The sequence below is a fragment of the Bacillus cereus group sp. BfR-BA-01347 genome, from assembly GCF_022663835.1.
Classification (GTDB): domain Bacteria; phylum Bacillota; class Bacilli; order Bacillales; family Bacillaceae_G; genus Bacillus_A; species Bacillus_A thuringiensis_K.
On sequence record NZ_JAKUGG010000012.1, the window covers coordinates 144,715 to 168,879 of the forward strand.

A 24,165-nucleotide genomic window follows, 5' to 3' on the forward strand; every position below is an offset into this window, starting at 1 on the left:
TATTACAAAGAGAGCAAATGAGTTTAAGCTACTAAAAAGAAGAACGAAGCATCCTCCAAAATAGAACTATCCGATCCCCTCCTAAGCCCCTTACAAGTCCCTACCAAGTAATAAATCACTAAGAAAAAACATAACAAAACAAAAACACCAACAAACACCGTAGTAGGAGTCGAAAAAAATTTTGAAATAACACGCCAAAAACCCGGCCCTCCTTCCTATATATAGTACAAAGAGGAAATTTTCATTTTTGAATTAGGACGGGAGGAATTGGGATGGCGGTGTATCGTACTGTGCAGGTGAATTTTTGGTAGGATGATTTTGTTTTGGATTTGACGCCGGGGGAGCGGTATTTTTATGTTTATTTGTTAACTTGTTCGAAGACGACGCAGTGTGGGATTTTTCCTTTTCCGAAGCGGTTAGCTGAGATGGAGACGGGTTATAATCGGGAGACTGTTGATAAGCTTGTGCAGCGCTTCATTGATTATGGGAAGATTCTTTATGATGCGGATACTCGTGAGTTATTCGTTTTGAATTGGCTTCGTTATAATCCGGTGACGAATACGAATGTGGAGAAGTGTGTGCTTCGTGAGCTGAAGGGTGTGAAGAATAAGGAGTTTGTACATATGTTTCTTCAGAAGTGCGTAGAGGAGGAGCTGAATGTTCCGATGCTTTTAGCATATTTCGGTATGCCGAGTGAATTGGCTGTGGATGATGTTGATCCAGATCCAGTTTGTGAGGAGACAGAGGAAGAAGAGGTTATAGAGGAAGAGACGGGAAGTCGCGTGTTTTCTTTTTATGAGCAACATTTCGGTAGTTTGTCTCCGCATACTGTGGAGGAACTGAGTGCGTGGATGGAAGATCTGTCAGAGGAGCTTGTGCTGAAGGCTCTTCAAATTGCGTTTGAGAATAATAAGCGGACGGTTGCTTATGTGAAGGGGATTTTGCGTGGTTGGCACGGGAAAGGATTTACGAAAGTATGTGAGGTTGAGGCGGATACGGTTAGTTTCCGGAAGAAGGAGTCGTCTGTTAGTACGGGGGAGACGGAGGAGTTTTTGGCGAGGTGTGAGGAGTGGGAGAAGAATGCGCCGTCTGAGGAAGAGTTGCAGCGCTTTTTAGCGGAGCGCGGGTGGCGTCCATGAGTATTCAAAATGTGGAGGCGGAAAAGACGGTGTTAGGTTCTCTATTACTTGATGGAGAGCTTATTAAGGAGTGCCGTTTGACGGAGCGGTATTTTTCTCTGTCGGTGCACAAGTCTATATTTCAGTTAATGCGAAAAATGGAAGAAGAGGGGCAACCGATTGATCTTGTGACGTTCATTTCTAGGGTAGATCCGAAGTTTTTAGAGGGGATCGGGGGAATGGAGTATTTTATAGGCTTAATGGATGGGGTGCCTACAACTGCCAACTTCTCTTATTATGAGGGGCTTGTTCGAGGTGCCTGGAAAATGTATCAGGCAGGTGTTCTCGGGCACAAGATGGGAGAGCGCCTTATTGCGGAGAAGAATGAAAAAATTATTGGTGAGACGATTACGGCACTTTGTGAGTTAGAGGAAAAGGACTGTGTATGTGAGTTTGATTTGAAGGATGCGCTAGTTGATTTATATGAAGAGCTTCATCAAGATGCGAAAGAGATTACTGGTATTGAGACTGGTTATACATCGCTAAATAAAATGACGTGCGGATTGCAGGAAGGTGATTTTGTCGTTCTTGGTGCGCGTCCTTCTATGGGGAAGACTGCGTTTGCGCTTAATGTGGGACTGCATGCGGCGAAGTCTGGAGCGGCGGTTGGATTGTTTTCGTTAGAGATGAGTAGTAAGCAACTGTTAAAAAGGATGGCGTCTTGCGTAGGTGAAGTGTCAGGAGGTAGGCTGAAAAATCCGAAGCATCGTTTTGCGATAGAGGACTGGGAAAAGGTGAGTAAGGCGTTTGCAGAGATTGGTGAACTGCCATTTGAGATTTACGATAACGCAGGTGTTACGGTGCAAGATATTTGGATGCAAACTCGTAAGTTAAAGAGGAAGCATGGGGAGAAAAAACTTTTAGTCATTGTAGATTACTTGCAGCTTATTACGGGCGATCCGAAACATAAGGGTAATCGATTTCAAGAGATTAGTGAGATTTCTCGTAAGCTTAAGGTATTGGCGCGTGAATTAAATGTTTGTGTAGTGGCGTTGTCGCAATTGTCTCGTTCGGTAGAAGCACGTCAAGATAAGCGACCTCTTTTATCTGATTTAAGAGAGACAGGACAAATTGAGCAAGATGCGGATGTCATTATGCTTATGTATCGAGAGGATTATTATGATAAGGAAACGATGCAGAAAGAGATGACAGAGATTCATGTGGCGAAGCACCGGAATGGGCCTGTGGGGAGTTTTAAATTGAGGTTTTTGAAGGAGTTTGGGCGGTTTGTGGAGATTGGATGATAAAATAGAAGAAGGCATATAAAAAGGTAAAGGAGTGGTTACGGATGACAAAAGTAGGTCGTTTATATGAGCAAGAGAAGCAAGAAGAAATTGATAAAGCACTTTCGGCAGCTGGAATGCTCTTTAAAGGAATGAGTATAGAGGAAGTGGCTAAGAAATTAGATGTAACAATTGAAAAGGTGAAAGAGTGGGAGAAGCGTTTATCTCATTAATCGCTGGATTAATGGGAATATTTCGCAAAGGGAAAATGGCAGTGTCTGTATAAATTTATACAAAAATAGCCGACTATTTACTATATAATAGTCGGCTATTTTTATAAGGAGAAGTTGTTAGGTTTAATACGCAAATTTTTTGATTTGCTCTTGAATATCCTCCTTATTTCCCCATAAAGAAGGATTTTCTCTCTGCAGTAATCCATTGCTCCAAGTCGTCTTGGCTACGTCGGACAATTCGATTTACTAAAACGTCATGCCATACATAATCCTCAAGTAAGTATATATGAACGGGGTCATCTGTATAAAAAGCAATATTACGCTCTTCAATTGATGGTCCATAAATCATCTCTTTAGAATCTATCGATACAATAAACCAATGTTCTGTAGAGAGGGTTTCTGTATAAGGTGTGATACGATGAGCTTCTAGATTTTTAATTGGATTTTCAACATGTAAGGTAATACCTTGTACTGAAACTTTATCAGCTACCTCACATAGTTCCTCTTTTAACGCTTCATACATCTCATCCCACATTGAAATGACAATACGTTGTTCTGCTTTTTTTATTAATGCCTGACAATAGCTAATGATTGTTTTGTTGTCTTTTAAAGTAATCACTCGATTATCCGTTTTTTCCTCGGAAGTTTCGAGTTTTTTTAATGAATCACTGATTCCTTCATAAGTAGAATGCCATTCTGATTGAGCTTTCTGTAAAAAGATTTCAACAGGTAGAGGTGAATAGCGAGTGGTGTCATTTATTTCTTCCTTCATGACAATTCCTTTTTCTACAAGGTTACCCAAAATCTCATAAATTCGCGCTCTTGGGACCCCTGAATCCTTACTTACTTGGTAGGCTGTAGCAGGTCCCTGTTTAACAAGAGATACATAAGATTTAGCTTCATATTCATTGAAACCAATTTTTTTAAGCTGTTGCACTATGTAGTCCACTTTTTCGTCCTCCGATGTTTGCTTTTATCCCGCTTTAACGGGCAGCCCGATGGGTGAGGGCTGATAATCAGTGGAGGATGAACAAAATCCCCCACTGATTAAAGTTTCACTTTATATTTCAACGTTACAATAACTCTTTACATTTAGCAAATTGATAGTTACTATTACAATAGTGACTAAAGGGGAGGCTACTAGTATGGATTTTTATTTAGACCCATCTGTATTAATGATTTTGATTGTTTTTGGATTTGTAGCTGCATTTATTGATTCAGTTGTAGGTGGTGGTGGATTGATTGCCTTACCAGCTTTATTATTTACAGGACTGAATCCAGCAAGTGCAGTAGCCACGAATAAATTAGCATCAACAATGGGGAGTGCAACTAGTAATATTGTGTTTTATCGTTCTGGTAATCTTGATTTGAAATCGGCGTTTAAATTATTTCCAATCACTTTCATAGGTTCCATAATAGGGGCATGGACCGTTCATTTAATGAACCCAGAAGTACTGAAGCCATTAATGCTGATCATGCTTGGTGTGGTCGCTATTTATACGATATTCAAGAAGGATTGGGGAAGTATTTCCACTCATAAAAAATTGTCTGGTCGACACGTCATTATTTTTACCTTTTTTATTTTTGCTATTGGTTTTTATGATGGATTTCTAGGGCCTGGCACAGGTTCGTTTTTAATGTTCGCTCTTTTATTTATTGGGTATGATTTTTTAAAAGCAGCAGGTACGGCGAAATTTCTTAATTTAGGAAGTAATGTTGGTGCATTGTTGATGTTTATGTATGTAGGGCAAGTAAACTATGTGTATGGCTTCATAATGGGGATTGCTCAAATTGCTGGAGGAATTGTCGGCTCCAAATTCGCTATAAAAAAAGGAAGTGGGTATGTTCGTGCTCTTTTCATTACAGTAACTTGTTTATTGTTAGCGAAAAATCTGTATGACTATATTCAGTAAGTAATCAAAGGATGTAGAAAAGGTCAAATATGTAGATTACATAAAATATAAGAAGACAATAGGGGAAATTCCTTTTAACATTTTTTAGATGCTATTTATTCAAAGATAGCATCTGAAAAATTCTCATTAAAAAAGAAAATTTAAGTGAAGAGAATGAAAATAATATAAACTCATATTTTCTATATAAAATTTCATTTCATTTGTTTTGTTTACATAATATCTTTACAATCATTTGATAAAATAAAGTCAACTGCATATTGTGAGGGTGGGTGGTTATCCCTTCTTTCCATTTGGAAGGAAAGGGGGTGATAATATGGAGTTTTTGTTTGACCTTGTAAAAGAATTTGTAAAAGCGACCGTACGTGAAGTTTCAGCGTATTTTTTGCGGAAGCAACTTCTGGGGAAGGACAACAAAAAACCCACTCCGCGCCGTAGGAAGCAAAAGGGTGGGTTTCGTAAAAAATAGTAACGTATAATAACCACCACCCTATACGGTAGCAGTTAAGGAAGAGATGTTAGCGCATCTCTTCTTTTTATTATATGCCAATTTATTCGCTGTCACACTTATATAGTATTCTACGGAAAATATATCATATTCCTATTTTGTGGTCAATTTGATTGCATGATTGAAAAGGTGTAGTTTTATTCCTCTTCAAACTGAAAAATATCCCGGTTAATGAGTTGGTGAAGATACCTATCCATTTCAGCAGCAGAAACTTTTCTTTCATTTTTAAACCACCATGCGCTTAATGAGGTGATTGCCCCTGAATAAAATTCAATGATTAAATCATTTGGCATCGTATGATTTTTGCGCAGTTGATGTAACGCTTCTATTTCTTGTTTTCTCGTTTCGTGACTTAAATACTGTGTCCGGTTAATGAATTGTTCATCAGACATTTGCGTTTCTAATATTTTACCGATTTCTTCATGGTGTAGGAATTGTTCCATTACTTGAAATGGTTTACTTAATCGATCTGAAACTGGTATTTCAACAATCATCTTGCTGTATCGTTTAAATCCAAATGCTAATAAAGCATCTTTATCTTCGAAGTGTTTATAAAAGGTTGTTCGGTGTACCATTGCGCGGTCACATATTTGGTTAATCGTGATCGTACTATATTTCTGTTTTGATTGCGTCATTAATTCAAATAAGGAATCCCATAGTAATTTATGTGTACGTCTAATACGTAAATCAATTTGTTTTTCATTATCGTTCATCTACACTTCTCCTTTTTTGTAGATTAAATATACAGTGGCTGAAAATTGATTCTCCCTTTTTAATCTACATATGTATATTATATTACATGTGTTTAGGTATATTTAAAGTTTTTTAAGTAAGAAACAGGAGGAGAATCTGTAAATGAATATGACAACTAAGAGCCCTGCAAGTGGCAAAGTTGATACTTCTAATTTGAAACATACCCCCATTTTAATTGCGTTACTTTTAGGGGCAATGGTTGCATTATTAAATGAAACATTACTTGGTAATGCGTTAACGGTATTAATGAAAGAATTTGACGTAACAGCTTCAACGATTCAATGGCTTTCTACAGCTTACATGTTAGTAGTTGGTGTTTTAGTCCCAATTACAGCGTTACTTCAACAATGGCTCACAACGAGGCAAATGTTTTTAATCGCTATGGTAACGTTTTTAGCTGGTACATTAATTGCGGGATTTGCGCCGACATTTTCCGTTTTATTAGTCGGCCGTATCGTCCAAGCTGTAGCGACGGGATTAATTACACCGTTATTAATGAATACGATTTTAATTATTTGTCCGCCTGAAAAACGTGGTGCAACAATGGGATTAATCGCACTTGTAATGATGGCAGCTCCAGCAATTGGTCCTACATTATCCGGAGTAATCGTAGACTCACTAAATTGGCGCTGGTTATTCTACATTGTTATTCCGATCGTGATCATTTCCATTATGATTGGGATGAAGTACATTCAAAATGTTTCAGAGTTAACAAGACCAAAAGTAGATTACCTATCAATCCTTTTATCGACACTCGGATTTGGCGGACTTGTGTATAGCTTTAGTGCATCAGGTGATTTAGGATGGTCTGATACGAAAGTGTATGGCGCTTTACTTGTTGGATTTATCTCATTATGTATTTTTGTCGTCCGACAATTAAAAATTGAGAATCCAATTTTAGAATTACGCGCATTTAAAGTCCCGATGTTTACATTATCAGTTGGATTAATCGTCATTGTGATGATGTCATTATTTTCAACGATGACTTTATTACCGATGTTTCTGCAAACTGTTTTACTCGTTACAGCTTTTAAATCAGGAATTATCATGCTTCCGGGAAGTATTATTAGCGCTATAATGGGACCGATTGCAGGTAAACTATTTGATAAATTTAGTCCGAAAGTTATTATCGTTCCCGGCATTGTGTTAGTAGGGATTGCAATGTTCTTATTTAAAGGCATTACTCCTGATACATCAATGTTACAAATTATTATTATGCATAGCGTATTAATGGTTGGACTTATGTTTGTCATGACAGCACAAACATACGGTTTAAATCAATTAACACCAGATTTATATCCGCACGGAACAGCATTGTTTAGTACACTGCAACAAGTAGCTGGCGCAATTGGTACAGCTATATTCATATCGAAAATGTCTTCAGGAACAACTAGCTATATGGAAAGCTCCGCAAATCCACTGGATCCAGTAGAGAAGTTAAACGGTTTAACGTCAGGATTCCAAGGTGCATTTACACTTGGGCTAGTCTTTATAATTGTTGCGTTTATCATATCGTTATTTTTAAAAGAAGAGAAAAAGGGAGTAAAGGCAGCGAGGGTTTTACAGAACGAACATTAAGGTTTATATAAAGAAGACATCTTTCCCTAAAAAAGATGTCTTTTTTATATTTTTTTCGTAACACTTGTTTTTGATGTCTTAATACATAAGAATTGGTATGTAAAATATTTGTATTTTTTGAACATGAATAATTATTGAGAATAACGATGCAAAGCCGTACTAATAACTAAAAGTCCAATAATGAGAGAAAGTGTTCTTATAATAAGTTCTGCCACTAATAGTTCACCAAATGATTTAGTGACATCGTATATAGATCCTGTTATGAGAATAGGTGCGATCATAATTATAATTCCAATTATTATTTGAAGAAGTAGATTGATGTTTTTATTCAAGACAATCACCTCCAAAAAAATAGGGAATGAGAATATGGTTTTTTTTGTATTATAAAATGATTATATCGTATTACATTAGACGATGAGAATATTTTTAAATAGTAGAAATTAGAGACTCTTCAATAAAAAGGAATTAAATATGGTATTCTTTAGTTAATGTATGTAAACGAAGACGGGGGAAGTGAAGATGGATAAGAAGCTAAAGTATTGGCTAGCATCTATTATAGGGGGAGTAGTACTTGCAACTGGTATGACTTATGGAATATTACAGTTTGCTGAAGTCCCGCTTAAGAGTGAGGACCATGTTTTTGCAGAGGTTAATAAAGAAGACATACTATCGAATGAAGCAGAAGTGAAAGGTTCAAATGCACAACTTCACATTACAGTAACTTCTACTGAAGAAGAAGTTATTTCAGCTATGCATAGCATGACTCATCAAAAAGTAAAAGCGTGTGAAGGAAAGGGAGCAACCCCTATGTCCAAAAAGAATGCAGAGAAAGTAAGAAATATTCTAAACGGAAACAATTTCAAGAACAAAGAAGAGCTATTAGCAATTACTGAAAGATGGGCAAATAGAGATTTTAGTAAAATTGTAGAAGAACATAACTATTTTATTAAACTTCAAGGTGGCGTGATAGGTGAAGCTACAGTGATGGATAAGGTAGACGAGCAAGTATTTTGTCTCAATACTTTCGGTGATGATGTAACGGCCGCATTAATTAAATCAGGAGATCTTCAAGCGCTGTAAGGTGTTTTTTCTCTGATATAAAGAAAGCCTCAAGTATTCATATACTTGAGGCTTTTCCAATGGAAAGATAGGAATGATCCGAATTCCTTACATTAAGAACAAAGTGGAATTACTCCTAAACCAATTAATAAAGCTGCAGCAACTGCTGGAATTGGTACAGGAATTTGAATACCTTCTACAAATAAGAAATATTGACCACTTACTATTTTAAAACAAACTAATTGCATGGCTATTCCTCCCTTCTTTTAGAATTAATACATTATATTAATTTATCTATTTATTGTTATAGTTAAATTATTCATTTTTAAAAATATAGTTAATATGTAAATAGTTTTCGAAAGGACCTGCTCAATCAATACGGAAAAACATAAGATGAAACGAATCCATTAAAATACATGAGTGAACCTTAGTTTTCCCCTCTTATCTAAAGGAGGAACTATTATGGGTTACGGTGGTAGTTGTGGCGGTTGTGGCTTTTCTGGAGGCTTTGCTTTATTAGTTGTGTTATTCATTTTATTAATCATCGTTGGAGCTTCTTGCTTCTGCTAAAAACTATTGGAAAAGACACTCATATAGAGTGTCTTTTCTTTCGTGCAAAATGATTCCTGACAATAGCCAACTGTATAAAGTATACGGTATACCTTTTCTTTATTAGGCATGTAGAATTGTAATAATTACATTAACACCGGGAGATACAAGAGCTTTCTTATTTGAGGATGTTCAAGTATTACTGTCTCAAATGCTACTACAGCTAACGCTTTACTGATTCCATTATTTATCCAACAAACAACATATATTTGTTGTGATAAATCAAATTCATATTACTGTGAGAATAGTGACTATGGTTAGTATTAGTTATTAAAGAGAGCTTTGGCTCTTTTTTTATTTTCTTTCGACATAATATGACAATATATGAATTAACAGTTTGGTATTATTATCTAGAAATCTTACATTTATCTACAAATTATTATTGTATTTTTAGATTTTTAAATGTAAAATATTTCAATGTAAATACATACCATTTAGGGGGATAAAGAAATTTATGAAAAAATTATTAGCTTCAGCAACAGCGGTAACACTATTAACAGTGGGGTACAGTTCTTCTGCATTTGCAGCTAAGAGTCCTAATGATACAAAAAACTGTGGCCATTTTAAAAGTCAACAAGATGCTCAAGCATTCTGGGATCAAAATGGATATGGTGTTGGAAATGATCCACACCGTTTAGATAATGATAAAGACGGCATTCCATGTGAAGATTATAAATATCCAAAGAGCACAAATACTACAACAGAAAATAAAGAAACTACTAAACCTCAAGAACAACCTAAACAAGAAAATACTAAACAGGAAAACACTAAACAAGAACCTGTTAAACAAGAAAACACTAAGCAAGAGAATTCAAAACAAAATAACCAAACAACAAATCATAAACAAGAACAAACTAAGCCTCAAACAACTGCAAAAGAAACAAAGAAAAATACTAATACAGTTGTGAAAAAAGAAACGAAAAAACAAGGTGAAAAATTACCTAATACAGCATCAAACGGTGTTACAATGATGTTAGCAAGCTTAGGATTAGCATTAGCTGGTTCTGTATTAATGTTCCGTCGTAAAAAGACAAACGCATAAAATAGTTCCTTAAAACGGCAGGAGAAATCCTGTCGTTTTCAAATGGAGTGATAAAAGTGAATAAAAAACAATGGATAGGCTTATGTTTAACTGTTATTGGACTTACTATCTTTTCCTATTATTTTCTAGAATGGTATAGTGCTAGACAATCAGCAGAGTCGTTAACAACTAACGAGGCTAAACAATATGAGACCTCCACCCCTTCTAAAGAAAATGAAACGCAAAACATCAATCAAACAGAGACAGAGATAAAGACTGACACTTCCTTACAAGAAAAACCTGTACAAATTCCTGCTTCAAAGGTAAACCATCAGTTAGGAGATAAAGTAGCATATTTAATTATCCCTAAAATACAAAAGAAATACTCTATATATTGGGGAGCTGATGATAAAGTACTAAAAAAGGGTGTAGGTATGTTTGTTAGTGACTTAACCACTACACCATCTGGAAATGGTCATACAGTTTTAAGTGGACATAGAGATACTGTTTTTACCGAGCTTGGTCAATTAAAGGAAAATGACCAACTTATCGTGGAATATGAAAATAAAACATATACATATGAAATTAACAAGCATTGGATAACAGATTCAGAAGATCGAACAGTTATTGTAGAAAAAAGTGAGCCAACATTAACATTAACAACTTGTTATCCTTTTGACTATATAGGAGACGCTCCAGATCGGTACATAATTGAAGCATCTCTACTTTCCATTCATTGAGGATGGAAAGTCCAATACACATTAATTTTAATAATATGTATTGGACTCCCATTCAAGTAACATTTTTCTCAATGATTATTTGGTATATTTTAGGGTGTTTTTTACTATTTTTATGTTAAGATATTTTGGTTGATATTCATCTTATTTTAGGAGGTTGGAAAATCTGTTACATGCTTTTCATATGGATTTTAGTTTCTATACCGAAAGTATAAAAGTTTTAGGGTTATTAGGGAATTCTACTCGCTTATCAATTGTTTGTAAATTGATTACATATGGATCGTTGTCAGTTTCTGATTTAAGTAAGCAAACAAGAATTACAGAGGATTTGATTGTACAACATTTGCGTAAATTAGCCTTTGGAAATATTGTAATTAGTGAACGTATAGGGAAAAGGCTTTATTTTAAAATAAAAGATAATAAAACAATTGAGATTATTAAGGTATTAGGATTACTAAGTTAATTTTCATTACTTTCAATATAAATGATTTTGCTATAACTCAATTGTGCAAAATCACATTTAGCCTGCCTACGGAAATAGGGAGGTTTTTAATATACAAAAAGGCGCCCATATAAGGGTGCCTTTTCCAATAGTTTTTTAGCAGAAGCAACTGCATCCGATAATGATTAATAAAATAAACAATACAACTAATAAAGCGAATCCTCCAGCGAAACCGCAGCCTTCGCCACAACTACCACTATATCCCATAACAATAGTGCCTCCTTTAGATTAGAGGGTAAAACTAGGGTTCATTCCATGGATTTTAATGGGTTCACTTTACCTTATGTTTTTAAGAATTAATTGAGCAGGTCCTTTTGAAAATAGAAAAAAGACGCCATAAGGCGCCTTCCTCCGACTTGAACTACCATGTATTAATATGGTAATGATTAATACATTTAAATATAAAAATAATTTGTTATACTTCCATGCACTCTAGCCGATATAATGTCTAAGGAAATTATTGGTTAATTAATAGCGAACATATATTAGGGAGGTACACAAGTCATGGAGCTAATAATTTCTTCATATGTATTAGTGGTAATATTCTTTATTCTTTCGATATCTTTAAGTGGTAAAGGTCAGCGAATAGCAAAAGAAGTTTTAAAAGAGCTTATTAATGGTCCTGAGGGGAAAATGTTGGTAGGTTTTTTTGGATCTGCAGCAGTTACAGGAGTAATTTTTGTCATTTGGCTTTTATTGAACTAAGCATTTCAGTTACTCAGGCTGATACAAAGTGCAAGAAAATTACTGGATAATTAAAGGTACATATATATTAGGAGGTACATAAGTCATGATAGATATAATCACGTCATTCTTTTTACTAGTTATATATTCTATTCGATATCTATTTTCAACAGGCGAAAATAGGAAAAAGGCAAAAGCAGATTTAAAAGAATTTTGGACTGATACTGATGGGCAAATATTATTAGGTGCTGCTATGGGACTTGTAATTTCTGTGATAATTTTTGGTTATTTTTTTATGAATCTATAGATGTTCAATCAAGAAGAAAAGTATTAAAGAAAACAAGATATTAAATAATATATAAGGATCTCGCCATTTCTGTAGGATGGTGAGTTTTTTAATGTACAAAAGAAAATACACCCAAATAAGAGTGTCTTTTCCCATAGTTTTTAGCAGAAGCAAGAAGCTCCAACAATAATCAATAAAATAAACAATACAACTAATAAAGCAAATCCTCCTGCAAAGCCACAACCGCCACCGCAGCTACCACCAAAGCCCATAATAATTCCTCCTTTAAAGAGTAGGAGAAAAATAAGGAGTCACTCATGTATTTTAATGGATTCAAATTACTTTATGTTTTTAAGGATTAAATGAGCAGGTCCTTTTGAAAATAAGGGAAAGATGATTTAAGGCGCTTCACCTGAAGAGGGGTACGGCCAGCATTTTTGAAAAGAACACGCTAAGAGTATACAAAGTTTTATGCAAAAAATAGGGGGACACCGGGAACCATAGGGATGTATAAAAAGATGCATAGAGTCATAGAAAAAGAAAAAGGCGAATCCCTTCTGAGATTAAGGGGGCACTTTTTTCTTCGCTACCGATAATGAGAAGTTATGTTAACTTTCTATAAATATCATATTCAACCAAAATTACCCTTATTGATGGTACAATTAAAGCCTTGGAGGGATATTATGGGGATTATTTTATATTTTGCATTTTATTTTGGAGTACTGTTTCTTATAATTGGTACTGCATTAGTTTTATTTATTATGGCTGCATTACCAAAAATCTGGAGTAAAAATCTATCATTCGTAATGATCGGTTTAGGGATAAATATACTTACCATTCCGTTATCTTATTTTATAGGTGGGATGGCAACAGATTCTCCTGATAGTACTAGGTTAGATTTTTGGAAAGGATTTTTCTTTATTCAAAAAATACCGCTCTTTTTACTGATTTTTTTATTATTTTTAACTGTGGTGTTGTGGTTTATTCGTAAGAACAAGAAAAAAGTAAACATGTAGAATTTTAAAACGACTTCCAATAACGATAATTATGTAAATATGAAACCCCTTCAGCAAGTAAACTGAAGGGGTTTTTTCTAGATACATTGAATCCCGATAAGTGATGTTATGGTAACTAAGTCTTTGTAAGTATTATCACTATGGTATAATATGGTTAATTATGTTTGTAAAAAGGAGAAATGTTTAATGGGAGTTTTTACAGCATTGTTAGCAACTAGCTCAATTTTATTAGTAGCTTGGGTTGTAGGTGAAAGAGAAAAACAAAATCAATAATAATATTTTATATTTATGGATGAATTAATTATAAAATTAAGAGGGGTTTGGGTATGGGAGACGTATATGGGGGACTAAAATATTTTGGTTTTTTACTTGTATTAGTATTTAGTGTGGGATTTATTATACGTTGGATTTTTCGTGATGTAATTTCGTTAGATCAATTACTTGGTTTAGGTATAGGAATTATTACGTTAATAATGGCGTTTTTTATAAAGAAATACAGTAAAGAGCTAAATACTAATAGTTAATTTATGTTTTCTTTGGATGAGTATCTCGATAGTGAGGAGATACTCATCTTTTCTTATGAGGGATTCAACTTCTTTGTTTATAATACTTCGAATGTATACTTTTATTTTATATTTTGAGAGTATCAGAAGATTTGGTGTGAACTCAATGTTTAAGGTAATTTGAAAGTAAACTAATATTTAAAAGTTTACTTTCAGGAATAACAAAAAAAGAGTCCTATATTAAGAGGACTTTTTTTCTATTTCCCTTATTTTTTTCCGCAACTGTTTGCCAAGTGAACATGCTCATTAAAAATGTTGTTGTTAATTTGTTTTTCATATTTCTTTAATTCTTCATTGATTTTACTGCCAGTTTTACTTTCAAAACTTTTCTCTAATTCTGCTGCTATATCTCTTAGACTTGTTTGTAATTCATGAAATGCCCCTATGTTTTTTTGAAGAGCATATGTATCTTCTTTTATAATATCTATTGATTTAAACCCTACTTCTGTTTTTAACATCATACGCTGCATTTCTCTTTCAATCTGTTTTTTAGCAGCTTGTAACTCCTCAACAACCTGATTCGCTAAATCTCCTGTAACACTTTCGATTTGCTTTTCTATCTTTTTAATTTCCCCCATAAAATCCATCATATAATTATCTCCTTATCTAAACTGAAAATTCCCCGCTAATTGATTATCTTTATCCCTAAGTGAATTTGCTGCATCACTAATTTCATCCCCAAATCTACTTAAACTTTTTTGTTCTTTTCTTAAAAGATGAATTAATTCTTCTGCTATGTGTACATCGTGAAAATAGTCATTTCCACCTTCTTTCGTTTTGGCAATTCGTGAGATGGCTTCATCTATTTCGTATGCTTCTAATAGATGATATTTCCCACCTGGTCCTGTTTCATATTTTAATTGACTTTTCAACTTTTGAACCGCTTCAGCTTCTCTTCTTTGAAACTCTTCTATATTTTTTGCGATATCTGATAATCGATTACTGAGCAATTGAATTTTTTGTGCTTGTCTTATAATATCTTCAGGCTCTAATTTTAATAGGGGACTTCCATTTGAATGAAATGTTCCTCTAAATGTATCTCTGCCGTGTCCTTCCATAGTTAAACGTGTAAAAAAATCTTCTTTTGTATCGTTCTGTCTCACTGTAAATTGCTTACCAATTAGAGGCGCACCGAATTGAGTATGGTTACCAATTGGATCATTCTCATGTGTATAATCCGTAGCTTTGTTTTCCATTTCCCCTCTATCTACTCGTTTTTTTGCTTCAGGACTTAGCAAACGATAAGGATTTGGTGCAGCCCATGTAGTTGCATAACAATCTAATTCTGCAGCGATAAGGTCCGCTTCTGCACCACCTTTACTATGTCCAGTAGTATGAAGAGAATAAGGGGTATATTTTGCTACGATGTCATTTTTTGCCCATTTTAATCCAGTATCAAATGATGTTTCAGAATCAGGTTTTATAGTTTGACTGTTACTTGGAGTAATTACTTTAGAATGTGTTTTAATTCCAAACGTAATCTGATCGATATCTGTTTCGAAATCTGCTAATTGGTTAGGCTCTGTCCCACGAAATGCTAGGATTATCTCATCATAATGTGTTGCATTTTCATCATATTTGTCTGCTGGTACTACTGCGATAGCTTCTAATCCATTTTTTACTTTTTGATAATCTGCATCTATTGATTCTATAACTATCCAAGTTTTTCCATCAACACCTTCTATTTCTGTACCTTTTTTTAAAACTTCGTCATCATAAACATGATCTGCTAATTTGAAATAATCTTCATCTGTCGCAATTGTGTTCTTTTTAAACTCACTCATATGTTCCAACTCATTTCATGGTATATTTTAACTATATTCAAATACAAGGGGATTTTAAATGAAAAAGAAATTGGTAATTATTTTATCCATTATTTGTATTATAGCAGGAGGATATTTTACTATGGAATACTTAAAACAAAAAGAAAAAGAAGAAAAGTTTTGGAAGGCACAAGAGGCACGAGTAGAAAAGTATATTCATTACAATATTCAAGATGTAAAATCGATTACATTTAAAGAACACAGTGTAAGTCCAATGGGTGTGCCCAGATTAAAAGGTTATATAAACAATAATGAAGAATTGTATTTTATAGCTTATATTAGTACTACAGAAAATTTCGAAGATGATTTCACACGTTCTGGAGAACTTGGAAAACTAATAAAAAACCCTAAAAAATCAGTATCTGAAATTGAAAAGGAGGAGAAAGAAAAACAACAAGAGTAGTCTTTGTACTACTCTTTTCTTCTCTGTCTCATTTTAAGAAGAATCCATTGGTAGGTTTTTTATAAGGAGATTTTCTAATGAAGAAAGTAATCATTTGGGTTGTATCTGCTGTGATACTCATAGTAGGAGGGTATTTTACTATGGAATACTTAAAACAAAAAGAAAAAGAAGAAAAGTTTTGGAAGGCACAAGAGGCACGAGTAGAAAAGTATATTCATTACAATATTCAAGATGTAAAATCGATTACATTTAAAGAACACAGTGTAAGTCCAATGGGTGTTCCCAGATTAAAAGGTTATATAAATAATAATGAAGAATTGGATTTTATAGCTTATATTAGTACTACAGAAAATTTCGAAGATGATTTCACACGTTCTGGAGAACTTGGAAAACTTATAAAAGACCCTGAAAAGTCGGTATCTGAAATTGAAAAAGAAGAGAAGGAAAAGAAACAAGAGTAGTCTTTAAAATGTACCCTATAGAATAGACACTTGAAAAAAGTCTATTCTATAGGGTACATTTTAGTAAGTACTGATTTTTGTATTTTCTTTTTTTTATTCATGTTTTAACCTCCAATATGTGCTGGTAAAAAACAAGTACGGTAATTAGAATTCTGGTACAAAAACCTCAAAATATTTACAATTAATCTCCAAAACTTGGACACATTTATATTATTACTCTAAACAAACGTAGATTTCTCCTTTTCCACATGCATATAAACTTCAGAAATGATCTTTCTTCCTTCACTTTATATTTTGATTATACGAAGCAAAGTTCTCGTTTTTCTTACTTGATACTTACAAATTCCTTAAGTAGAGGATATTTTAAAAATGGATTTGTAGCGGTACTCCTATGTTAAGAGATAGCTTAAGGAACGAGGATTTTATTGTTTTTATAAAGAGTTGATGTTATGTTTGATTTGTGATATATGGTGTTTTATGTATGTAGGAGGATTTATTGAAGAAATTATTAATATTGTTTTTATTAGCTACATTTTGTCTACAGATTACAGGATGTTCTAATAATATGGGTGCACTAAGGGAGAAGTCTAAAACTTCAACACTTGTGAAGTTTAAACGCATCAATAAAGGGTGGTACAAACATATGTAATAGTTTGTATCACCCTTTGTTGATGTTAAAAGTCATAAGAAAAAGGTTATAGATATTTTTCATAAAGAAAAGACACCCATATAAGAGTGTCCTTTCTAATAGTTTTTTAGCAGAAGCAACTGCATCCGATAATGATTAATAGTATAAAGAGTACAACAAGCAAAGCAAATCCTCCAGCAAAACCACAGCCTTCTCCGCAACTACCACCATAGCCCATAATAGTTCCTCCTTTAGATAAGAGGATTAAAACTAAGGGCCATTCATGTATTTTAACGGGTTCACTTTACTTTATGTTTTTAAGAATGAATGGAGTAGGTCCTTTTTTATTTTATCGAAAGTAAACTTTTAGCCAGCAGTTTATTTTCATACTATTAATTTTTATACGTATTTGGTGAAAAATCAAGGAGCTGCCAAAAAATACTATACCGAAAGTTCGGTATAGTAACGTGCATATAAAAGATCCCACTTTGCTATATCCCAAAAAGAGTCATAAAAATCTATGTTTTTTTAATTCAGTTGCAAACTACAAAACTTCTTTTTAAAGAAATGTATGTACATACAAATTATATTTTATTCCATAACTCTCTAACTTTTGTTCATGGTAGTCTGATATTGAAAAAATATAATATTTGGTACGACATCACTTTGTTTTTTTATAAAGTTTTGTAATTAAACTATAATATTGTATTTTTTTTTGTATTATTGAAATTAGTAATAATAAAATGTATTATTGAAAAGCACAATTTATAATTCAAGTAATCAGGACTATGCGCCCATTATAATTTGAACATTCAGAAATTATAATATTGTCTAAAAATGAGGTGAGATTCATAGAAACAGTACATATTAAATGGTATGGAATGTATAGTATAAATGATTTTTATAATAGGGAAGAAGCTTCTAAGAAGGGGATATTTGCAATTTCTAGAGTATGTGCTAAGAGTGTAACATTGCTATATATAGGACAAACCAAAAGAAGCTTTATACAAAAGATAAGGGAACTTAATAAGGAGTGGCCTTTCGATGAGAGCGAATTAAAGATTACATTAGGAATAATAGAATTTCCTAGTGGTGAAATTTACTCTGAAAAGAAGGTAAAAGAGATAAAATCCCTTTTAATTTTACGACATACCCCATTAGAAAACGAAACATCTTTATTATACTATAGAGGGAAATTTAATTTAAAAATTATAAATAAGGGAAGAAGAGGTTTAATTGTTAAAAAGCTTTCTACAGGAGATCTAATATGGACATAATTGGAATCACCTTTGAATAAAATTGAAGGTTTCTTAAGTGCAGAAGCTTATCAATTTTTAATGTATTAAACTATTTTGAATAACATATGTCAGATACTTGAAAAAACACAAATTTTATTATGATATGAAATCCTGTATGGAAAGTGTAGTTTATTTCTATTGTTTAATAAAAATATTAAGAATTTTAGGGATAATACATAAAGAGTAGAGGAGAAAGTAAACACGGAGGTTTGAAGAATGGGACAAGTAAGCAGATTTCAAGAAAAACAACAGAATCGTCGTCAAAAGGCAATTTTTAATATTGCATTTACTTTGGTATTAGTGACAGTTGGTATAGTGACATACCAGTTATTTACTGCTTCTAATACATCAAAGAAAGCAATTGCTCAAGAAAAGAAAGTAACAAAGATAGAAGAGAAGAAAACTGAAGATAAAGAAACAGTAAAGATAGAAGAGAAGAAAACTGAAGATAAAGAAACAGCAAAGATAGAAGAGAAGAAAACTGAAGATAAAGAAACAGCAAAGATAGAAGAGAAGAAAACTGAAGATAAAGAGGCAGCACAGCTAGAAGAGAAATCAAAAACAGAAAAATCGGTAAAAACGAACGGAACTGAAAATAATGAGGAAGAAAAAACGACATCTCAAGAAAAGGGTTCTCAAACTAATCCTTCTTGGAAGCCAATTGGTACCGAGCAAGGAGCAAAACCTGAAATGAAATTTAAAGAAGGAACAGTAGATTGGAGTGAGATGAAAAAAGCAATTTCTTATGCTGTTGATGTTCCAGAGAGCCAATTGATTTTCGATTTTATTGGGAATAATGGTAATAATAAAGCCTACGGTAATGTACGAGATAAGCAAAATAATAAAAAATATAAGGTTAATATTGATTGGGTAGAAAATCAGGGGTGGAAACCAGTATCTGTACAAGTGGTAAGATAAATAATAGAAATGTAATGATGTAAATCAGCTGTCCATATGGACAGCTGATTATTTTTTTGCTTAGCGTATTTTTTTGAAAATGCTGGTAGTACCTCGTTGAGAAACATGAATTAAATCTATATTTTGTTTTATTTACCTCACTACTTTATCCATAATTTCTTTATATTTATAATAGTAATTAGTTTCAAATAAATAGTTGTACGGAAGAAAATGTTCCTTGTAAGTAGTAAGCATCCTTTATAATTTTAATTTATAATTATTTATAAAAAAGAAAAGACACCCTAAGGTGCCTTCCTTCGACTTGAACCATCTTAATTTTAATAATATATTGGACTCCCATCCAAATATTATTTTACCATGTTAAATTGTTTTATTCATTGAGAAATATAGTTTCATTTTATATTTAAAAGAATTCTATAGGCTAGAACCAGCTATTAATTAGGGGAAACTGACATGTTAAGCTAATATTATAATACTTCTAGAACGGAAATTTTGAGCAATATGTATACGAGCCACATATTAAAAAAAGACACTCTCAAGAGTGCCTCTCCTTAGCAGCCGAATCCGCCGCCCCAACAGCTAGCGCCAACGATGATTAATAAGATGAAGAGCACAACAAGTAAGGCAAATCCGCCGCCGAAACCACAGCCTCCACCACAACTACCGCCATAGCCCATATTAACTCCTCCTTCCATAAAGACCATTTATTAATGGATTTAATTTACTTTATGTTTTTAAGGATGAATGGAGCAGGTCCTTAAAAAAATAAAAGGATTTTGGAAGTTAAAAAGAGTTGACGACCTTATTTTTGTCACCGGTATTTCGTCTGCTACATATTGTATTTTATTCTGTGTATTGGGGGAAGGAGGATCTTATGGCTAATTCTGAGATGATTTTACGTTTACTTACGGATTTAAAGATTGAACAACAATTGTTGAAAGAACAGTTAGAGAAAATGCAAACAGCTGTGACTATTCTTGAAGAAAAATCAGTGACGCTTAAAGAAAAACCAGCGACTCTTAAAGAAAAAACAATGACTCCTGAAGAAAAACCATCTGTTACAAAGCAAAGAGCTTTTTCTGGACGCCCAACATCTTTTCGTGATTGGAGAGCAGCTGCTCAAAAAAATTCATAAAATTATAAAAAAAGAAGACATCAATTAAGCTGTCTTCTTTTCTTATCCAATCCAAATGAGTTAAGAAGGTATATCCATATTGCTTTAAAAATAAGAAGAAAATAACGATTATCGACTCCTATTTTAGTATAGCGTATAATAATCTATATATATATGTAATTTTACATAAATATATAGATTATATAATGTTAAGCATATATATTTTAGTTGTCTGTTATTTGTTTTAATTCATTTATTCTTATTATTTTTTAAGAGCCCCAGTAATGGGGCCTTTTTATAATTGTGTTAAAGTAGAAACCCCTCAAGCATAAGGAGGGGTTACATAACTAGGAAAATAGTTATTTGTGTTTAATGAGAGGAAGTTCAGGGTGTTGTTTCTGAATTTCTTCTAAATGATTTTCGCTTTTGCCTTTTAAAGTTTGATCGAAAAAGCTAGTTACTAGTTTATTAATTAGTTTGTAGTTTGTGGCTACATCTTCGCCAGGTTCATTAATAATAGGTGAAAATGCTGCTAAATCTGTAAAACTAGTATGGTTTGTTTTTGGAATTACCACTGTGTACACGCCCGGTTTTTCAATGGTTTTATTTCTTAAATAGACTATTTCCAATAATTCATTTTGGATTCCGGTTGTCTTTGGATTCTCAGCCTCTTTCATAAAATGAATCGTAGCTTCAGCATTCATCAACATGAATGGTTTTTGAGGACCGTCTTTAGGCATTGGATCGCCATACAATCCACCATCCATATTAATTGCAGCTTTAATACGCGTATCCTTCACTAACATTTGTGCGGCAGTTGCTCCACCAAAAGAGTGACCGAACATTCCAATTTTGTCATAGTCAATTAAGTCTGCAATAGTTTTAAAACTTTTATCGAAATTGCCTTCTATTACTTCATTTAAAACAAAAGTAGTATCCTGTTCCCATTTTTGAACTATGGTATTTAAGGCGGTAGGTGTATATTCAATTGGTATAGAGTCTACACGGTTTCCATTAGGGAAAATCGTTGTTGCTGCATATCCTGTAAAATTAAGAGCGATTACTACATAGCCTTGACTAGCTAATTCCTCTAACTGGAATGTATTTTGTTGACCATATAATCCCATCCCATGGCCGAATAAAAGGAGGGGGAATTTTTCTTTATCTTGAAGTGGCTTAGCATTCTGATAAGAATGTGTTTTTGTCAGCCCTAAATGTGTCGTTACGATATATGGAGCACCGTTTGTTACTGCCAATTGTTCAGCCAGCTCGTTTATGTTCTCAAAATAGGCAGAAGGCTTCCCTGATCCTTTTGCGGCAGGATAGTATACTTGTATCATTAACTCACGATTTCCATGATTATTTGGTACAGTGGTTTCTTTTCGATTTGTATCAATTAAATGAAAAGCTTTCGTTCCTACTGTATATTTTCCAGTAGGCTCTGGGAGTGTTATGATCGGAAAAAGTAAAGGTAATGTAATGTAAACATTGCGATAGCAGTTACGATAATTCCTAAACCTTTTAAAACTTTCATCACTAACTTTTTAGAAACGGCTGTAGTTTTTGGTTTCAAAAAAACTTGTAATGTTAAAACGAACAATAAGAAATAGGCGGGAATCATACGCCAGTTTGCACCAATTACAATGATGGTGACAAATAATAATGCATAATTTATTAGTAAAAGGACTCCATTTTTTTTCGTCAAACCCCGTTTGATAAAGATGGGAATGATACTAGATAAAAGTAATACAGCAACAAAAATGATTTCTAACATTTTTAGCTCCTTTCCTAATCAATATAGATATAGATTGATAATTTACAACCTTCCCAATTATATAACTATAATTGATGATTGTATGCATGTAAGTAAGTTTAGAATGTTTTTATATGACATTAAAAAAAGTACTCATACGAGTACTTTTTCTTAAATGAATTATTATTTATTTTTAAACCGTTCCCCATAAATGATAAACCATACCGATAACAAAAAATGCTAGTCCTACAAACAAAACGATTAAAGCAAGCACTCCATTTTTATTATGTTCCATAAAATTAGCTCCTTTTCATTTACTTATCTACAAAAAGCCTTTAGTCGTAATTATGGCTAAAGGCTTGGATCTTCATACTTTGTAGTTTATAAAAAAGTTGCACTTCTGTATTAATTTGGAATATGATTATTTAAAGAGAAGGTGATGAGTACATGCAGGACAAAAAACAATTCCCGCTTATATCTGGAAATCTCTCATTAGATTTAGTAAATACAGAGCTAGTTAGGCGTGGACAACGTTATGATTTATTAATAACAAATGAAGATGTATTAGAATGGCTACATGTAATAAAGGTTAGTCTTCCTTTTTGGAATGAAAAAACATTTATAAGGATTCAAGAGCGCACGAATCAAGTGACATCTATTATATTGGAAGTAAGAGAGGTACTGAGAAAACAGTTTGAGGTAATTGCTGATCAGCACGAAATTTCCAATGATTTTGTTACGTATTTAGAAACACAAATTGAGAAAGCACCATTTACATATAAAATCATTGAACAGCAGCTAGTATCTATCCCGGTTGGAGAAATCGAGGATGTACTCGCATCGTTAATTGCATTTGATGCTTTAACGTTAATAGCAGAAAATAAGCTTATTTTCCTTAAAAGGTGTTCAAATCCTGACTGTGTTTTATTATTTATAGATAAGAGTGGGAAACGAAAATGGTGTTCTATGAAAATATGTGGGAACCGGAAAAAGGTAGCAAAATTTCAGGATCGAAAATTTGAAGAAGTCTAGAGAATCAACTTATAACAGTTGATTCTTTTTTTTTTCTTCTTTAACTAACCTATAAAATTAATATTTACAGGTTAGTTATGTCGAGTTATAATTGTTGGTAAATAAAGGAGGAGAATGATGGATAATATAACAGCAACTAAGCAGGAAGATCCTCAACCAATAAGTGTACGATATTTTACAAAAATGAAAGGGAAAGGAAGAAGTCCATTACAAGTAAATATAAAGGACTCTTTAACAGGACTACTAGGGGGATTTTTAACAATTATTACCTTAACATATTTAACGAGCATAACCTCTACAGAATTATTAATGGCTCCATTTGGGGCGAGTTGTGTATTAGCGTTTGGAGTTTGGAATGCGCCATTATCTCAGCCGCGTAATATTATTGGAGGACATTTGATTTCAACTTTCATTGGTCTATCAATATATCATTTGTTTGGGAATGAATATTGGACAATTGCTTTAGCAGTGGGGATGGCAATAGCCGTTATGATGTTAACGAGAACGACGCACCCTCCGGCAGGGGCCGATCCGATTATCGTTATTTTAGGGGCGAATAGTTGGAGTTATTTAGTAACACCAGTTTTAATTGGCTCCGTTGTTATTGTAGTTATTGCTTTATTCATTAATAATATGAGTAGTAAAAGAAGCTATCCAACTTTTTGGATTTAGTTTATAAAGCGAAAAACAATTTAAGTAAGTATGTCGTTTTTACTATGTTTTAATTTTTTTATAGAAAAAAGCCTTTAGTCGTAATTATGACTAAAGACTCCATGTCTCAAACTTTTTAATTTAAAGAGAAAAGACACCTTAATGCGCCTTCCTCCGACTTGAACCATCTTAATTTTAATAATATGTATTGGACTCCCATCCGA

General features: G+C 33.3%; 33 protein-coding genes and 1 pseudogene. 23 read left to right on the top strand and 11 right to left on the bottom strand.

Going from position 1 to position 24,165, the window contains the following annotated elements:
• Window positions 1–323: 323 nt before the first annotated feature.
• The 3 genes from MR143_RS18400 to MR143_RS18410 are packed head-to-tail and all read left to right on the top strand — an operon-like array spanning window position 324 to window position 2,634.
• Window positions 324–1,139: a DnaD domain-containing protein gene (locus MR143_RS18400; RefSeq protein ID WP_242280887.1), complete on the top strand. Its 816-nt coding sequence runs from the start codon at window positions 324–326 to the stop codon at window positions 1,137–1,139.
• Entirely contained in the window at window positions 1,136–2,422 is a 1,287-nt protein-coding gene (dnaB, locus tag MR143_RS18405; RefSeq protein ID WP_000027361.1) for a replicative DNA helicase, read from the top strand. Before MR143_RS18400 ends, dnaB begins: the two co-directional genes overlap by 4 nt.
• A gap of 44 nt (window positions 2,423–2,466) precedes the next feature.
• On the top strand, window positions 2,467–2,634 hold the full coding sequence (locus MR143_RS18410; RefSeq protein WP_000169779.1) for a hypothetical protein: 168 nt from the start codon (window positions 2,467–2,469) through the stop codon (window positions 2,632–2,634).
• 163 nt (window positions 2,635–2,797) lie between these two features.
• Here the strand turns inward: MR143_RS18410 and MR143_RS18415 are convergent, their stop codons facing one another.
• Window positions 2,798–3,583, bottom strand: coding sequence for a TrmB family transcriptional regulator (locus MR143_RS18415; protein ID WP_000384574.1), 786 nt, complete (start codon window positions 3,581–3,583; stop codon window positions 2,798–2,800).
• 196 nt (window positions 3,584–3,779) lie between these two features.
• On the opposite strand from MR143_RS18415, the gene MR143_RS18420 reads away from it, so the two are divergent.
• Together MR143_RS18420 and MR143_RS18425 are read left to right on the top strand one after the other, a co-directional pair.
• Entirely contained in the window at window positions 3,780–4,547 is a 768-nt protein-coding gene (locus MR143_RS18420; protein WP_000348433.1) for a TSUP family transporter, read from the top strand.
• Window positions 4,548–4,860: 313 nt separating this feature from the next.
• Window positions 4,861–5,013 (top strand): hypothetical protein, encoded by a 153-nt coding sequence (locus MR143_RS18425; protein ID WP_000394757.1) that lies wholly within the window; start codon window positions 4,861–4,863, stop codon window positions 5,011–5,013.
• A 176-nt stretch (window positions 5,014–5,189) separates the two neighbouring features.
• Here the strand turns inward: MR143_RS18425 and MR143_RS18430 are convergent, their stop codons facing one another.
• Window positions 5,190–5,765 carry a TetR/AcrR family transcriptional regulator gene (locus tag MR143_RS18430; RefSeq protein ID WP_000999285.1) on the bottom strand — a complete coding sequence of 192 codons (576 nt, stop codon included), beginning with the start codon at window positions 5,763–5,765 and terminating at the stop codon, window positions 5,190–5,192.
• A gap of 142 nt (window positions 5,766–5,907) precedes the next feature.
• On the opposite strand from MR143_RS18430, the gene MR143_RS18435 reads away from it, so the two are divergent.
• Window positions 5,908–7,383: an MDR family MFS transporter gene (locus tag MR143_RS18435; RefSeq protein ID WP_199718348.1), complete on the top strand. Its 1,476-nt coding sequence runs from the start codon at window positions 5,908–5,910 to the stop codon at window positions 7,381–7,383.
• Window positions 7,384–7,514: 131 nt separating this feature from the next.
• Here MR143_RS18435 and MR143_RS18440 read toward each other — a convergent pair whose 3' ends face one another.
• Window positions 7,515–7,715: a hypothetical protein gene (locus MR143_RS18440; protein ID WP_001038824.1), complete on the bottom strand. Its 201-nt coding sequence runs from the start codon at window positions 7,713–7,715 to the stop codon at window positions 7,515–7,517.
• A 187-nt stretch (window positions 7,716–7,902) separates the two neighbouring features.
• Between MR143_RS18440 and MR143_RS18445 the strand changes: the two genes are divergently transcribed.
• Complete coding sequence (locus MR143_RS18445) at window positions 7,903–8,463, top strand: PRK06770 family protein (protein WP_000358641.1); 561 nt, start codon at window positions 7,903–7,905, stop codon at window positions 8,461–8,463.
• 92 nt (window positions 8,464–8,555) lie between these two features.
• Here the strand turns inward: MR143_RS18445 and MR143_RS32995 are convergent, their stop codons facing one another.
• The gene (locus tag MR143_RS32995; RefSeq protein WP_001177693.1) at window positions 8,556–8,690 is read right to left on the bottom strand and encodes a hypothetical protein; all 135 of its coding nucleotides are present in this window, start codon (window positions 8,688–8,690) and stop codon (window positions 8,556–8,558) included.
• Window positions 8,691–8,904: 214 nt separating this feature from the next.
• On the opposite strand from MR143_RS32995, the gene MR143_RS18450 reads away from it, so the two are divergent.
• The 4 genes from MR143_RS18450 to MR143_RS18465 all read left to right on the top strand — a co-directional run bounded on the left by MR143_RS18450 (window position 8,905) and on the right by MR143_RS18465 (window position 11,272).
• The gene (locus tag MR143_RS18450; protein ID WP_000540375.1) at window positions 8,905–9,012 is read left to right on the top strand and encodes a YjcZ family sporulation protein; all 108 of its coding nucleotides are present in this window, start codon (window positions 8,905–8,907) and stop codon (window positions 9,010–9,012) included.
• A gap of 493 nt (window positions 9,013–9,505) precedes the next feature.
• Window positions 9,506–10,093 carry an excalibur calcium-binding domain-containing protein gene (locus tag MR143_RS18455; protein ID WP_000734532.1) on the top strand — a complete coding sequence of 196 codons (588 nt, stop codon included), beginning with the start codon at window positions 9,506–9,508 and terminating at the stop codon, window positions 10,091–10,093.
• Between the two features lie 56 nt (window positions 10,094–10,149).
• A complete protein-coding gene (locus MR143_RS18460; protein WP_001036101.1) occupies window positions 10,150–10,812 on the top strand; it encodes a class D sortase in 663 nt (220 codons plus the stop codon).
• Between the two features lie 181 nt (window positions 10,813–10,993).
• The gene (locus tag MR143_RS18465) at window positions 10,994–11,272 is read left to right on the top strand and encodes an ArsR/SmtB family transcription factor (RefSeq protein WP_000347623.1); all 279 of its coding nucleotides are present in this window, start codon (window positions 10,994–10,996) and stop codon (window positions 11,270–11,272) included.
• Window positions 11,273–11,407: 135 nt separating this feature from the next.
• Here the strand turns inward: MR143_RS18465 and MR143_RS18470 are convergent, their stop codons facing one another.
• Window positions 11,408–11,518 (bottom strand): YjcZ family sporulation protein, encoded by a 111-nt coding sequence (locus MR143_RS18470; RefSeq protein ID WP_000542355.1) that lies wholly within the window; start codon window positions 11,516–11,518, stop codon window positions 11,408–11,410.
• 297 nt (window positions 11,519–11,815) lie between these two features.
• Between MR143_RS18470 and MR143_RS18475 the strand changes: the two genes are divergently transcribed.
• Both MR143_RS18475 and MR143_RS18480 read left to right on the top strand, forming a co-directional pair.
• Window positions 11,816–12,016 (top strand): hypothetical protein, encoded by a 201-nt coding sequence (locus MR143_RS18475; protein WP_000420171.1) that lies wholly within the window; start codon window positions 11,816–11,818, stop codon window positions 12,014–12,016.
• Between the two features lie 85 nt (window positions 12,017–12,101).
• Complete coding sequence (locus MR143_RS18480; protein WP_000565427.1) at window positions 12,102–12,302, top strand: hypothetical protein; 201 nt, start codon at window positions 12,102–12,104, stop codon at window positions 12,300–12,302.
• A gap of 140 nt (window positions 12,303–12,442) precedes the next feature.
• Here MR143_RS18480 and MR143_RS18485 read toward each other — a convergent pair whose 3' ends face one another.
• Window positions 12,443–12,553 (bottom strand): YjcZ family sporulation protein, encoded by a 111-nt coding sequence (locus MR143_RS18485; protein WP_000505681.1) that lies wholly within the window; start codon window positions 12,551–12,553, stop codon window positions 12,443–12,445.
• Between the two features lie 411 nt (window positions 12,554–12,964).
• On the opposite strand from MR143_RS18485, the gene MR143_RS18490 reads away from it, so the two are divergent.
• Both MR143_RS18490 and MR143_RS18495 read left to right on the top strand, forming a co-directional pair.
• A complete protein-coding gene (locus MR143_RS18490) occupies window positions 12,965–13,297 on the top strand; it encodes a hypothetical protein (RefSeq protein ID WP_000511403.1) in 333 nt (110 codons plus the stop codon).
• A 326-nt stretch (window positions 13,298–13,623) separates the two neighbouring features.
• Window positions 13,624–13,821 carry a hypothetical protein gene (locus tag MR143_RS18495; RefSeq protein WP_000503141.1) on the top strand — a complete coding sequence of 66 codons (198 nt, stop codon included), beginning with the start codon at window positions 13,624–13,626 and terminating at the stop codon, window positions 13,819–13,821.
• A gap of 245 nt (window positions 13,822–14,066) precedes the next feature.
• Here MR143_RS18495 and MR143_RS18500 read toward each other — a convergent pair whose 3' ends face one another.
• Both MR143_RS18500 and MR143_RS18505 read right to left on the bottom strand, forming a co-directional pair.
• Entirely contained in the window at window positions 14,067–14,450 is a 384-nt protein-coding gene (locus tag MR143_RS18500) for a hypothetical protein (protein ID WP_000968641.1), read from the bottom strand.
• Between the two features lie 12 nt (window positions 14,451–14,462).
• The gene (locus tag MR143_RS18505) at window positions 14,463–15,644 is read right to left on the bottom strand and encodes an alpha/beta hydrolase family protein (protein ID WP_001288657.1); all 1,182 of its coding nucleotides are present in this window, start codon (window positions 15,642–15,644) and stop codon (window positions 14,463–14,465) included.
• Window positions 15,645–15,702: 58 nt separating this feature from the next.
• Between MR143_RS18505 and MR143_RS18510 the strand changes: the two genes are divergently transcribed.
• The 3 genes from MR143_RS18510 (at window position 15,703) to MR143_RS18520 (ending at window position 17,196) form a co-directional block, all read left to right on the top strand.
• A complete protein-coding gene (locus MR143_RS18510) occupies window positions 15,703–16,086 on the top strand; it encodes a DUF1433 domain-containing protein (RefSeq protein WP_000728336.1) in 384 nt (127 codons plus the stop codon).
• Between the two features lie 77 nt (window positions 16,087–16,163).
• Window positions 16,164–16,547, top strand: a complete 384-nt coding sequence (locus MR143_RS18515) for a DUF1433 domain-containing protein (RefSeq protein ID WP_000755768.1) — start codon at window positions 16,164–16,166, stop codon at window positions 16,545–16,547.
• A 496-nt stretch (window positions 16,548–17,043) separates the two neighbouring features.
• The gene (locus MR143_RS18520) at window positions 17,044–17,196 is read left to right on the top strand and encodes a hypothetical protein (protein WP_000734746.1); all 153 of its coding nucleotides are present in this window, start codon (window positions 17,044–17,046) and stop codon (window positions 17,194–17,196) included.
• Between the two features lie 106 nt (window positions 17,197–17,302).
• Here MR143_RS18520 and MR143_RS18525 read toward each other — a convergent pair whose 3' ends face one another.
• Window positions 17,303–17,413, bottom strand: coding sequence for a YjcZ family sporulation protein (locus MR143_RS18525; protein WP_000540371.1), 111 nt, complete (start codon window positions 17,411–17,413; stop codon window positions 17,303–17,305).
• A 604-nt stretch (window positions 17,414–18,017) separates the two neighbouring features.
• On the opposite strand from MR143_RS18525, the gene MR143_RS18530 reads away from it, so the two are divergent.
• Both MR143_RS18530 and MR143_RS18535 read left to right on the top strand, forming a co-directional pair.
• On the top strand, window positions 18,018–18,452 hold the full coding sequence (locus MR143_RS18530) for a hypothetical protein (protein ID WP_002100802.1): 435 nt from the start codon (window positions 18,018–18,020) through the stop codon (window positions 18,450–18,452).
• Window positions 18,453–18,689: 237 nt separating this feature from the next.
• On the top strand, window positions 18,690–19,391 hold the full coding sequence (locus MR143_RS18535; RefSeq protein ID WP_046945627.1) for a YrrS family protein: 702 nt from the start codon (window positions 18,690–18,692) through the stop codon (window positions 19,389–19,391).
• A gap of 551 nt (window positions 19,392–19,942) precedes the next feature.
• Here the strand turns inward: MR143_RS18535 and MR143_RS18540 are convergent.
• Complete coding sequence (locus MR143_RS18540; protein WP_000540377.1) at window positions 19,943–20,068, bottom strand: YjcZ family sporulation protein; 126 nt, start codon at window positions 20,066–20,068, stop codon at window positions 19,943–19,945.
• 197 nt (window positions 20,069–20,265) lie between these two features.
• On the opposite strand from MR143_RS18540, the gene MR143_RS18545 reads away from it, so the two are divergent.
• Window positions 20,266–20,526 carry a hypothetical protein gene (locus MR143_RS18545; protein WP_000013691.1) on the top strand — a complete coding sequence of 87 codons (261 nt, stop codon included), beginning with the start codon at window positions 20,266–20,268 and terminating at the stop codon, window positions 20,524–20,526.
• Between the two features lie 338 nt (window positions 20,527–20,864).
• Here the strand turns inward: MR143_RS18545 and MR143_RS18550 are convergent.
• A pseudogene (locus MR143_RS18550) lies at window positions 20,865–22,279 on the bottom strand (alpha/beta hydrolase family protein).
• Window positions 22,280–22,705: 426 nt separating this feature from the next.
• On the opposite strand from MR143_RS18550, the gene MR143_RS18555 reads away from it, so the two are divergent.
• Both MR143_RS18555 and MR143_RS18560 read left to right on the top strand, forming a co-directional pair.
• The gene (locus tag MR143_RS18555; RefSeq protein ID WP_001152933.1) at window positions 22,706–23,290 is read left to right on the top strand and encodes a CGNR zinc finger domain-containing protein; all 585 of its coding nucleotides are present in this window, start codon (window positions 22,706–22,708) and stop codon (window positions 23,288–23,290) included.
• A 117-nt stretch (window positions 23,291–23,407) separates the two neighbouring features.
• Window positions 23,408–23,962: an HPP family protein gene (locus MR143_RS18560; protein ID WP_000368838.1), complete on the top strand. Its 555-nt coding sequence runs from the start codon at window positions 23,408–23,410 to the stop codon at window positions 23,960–23,962.
• The last annotated feature ends 203 nt before the right edge of the window (window positions 23,963–24,165 follow it).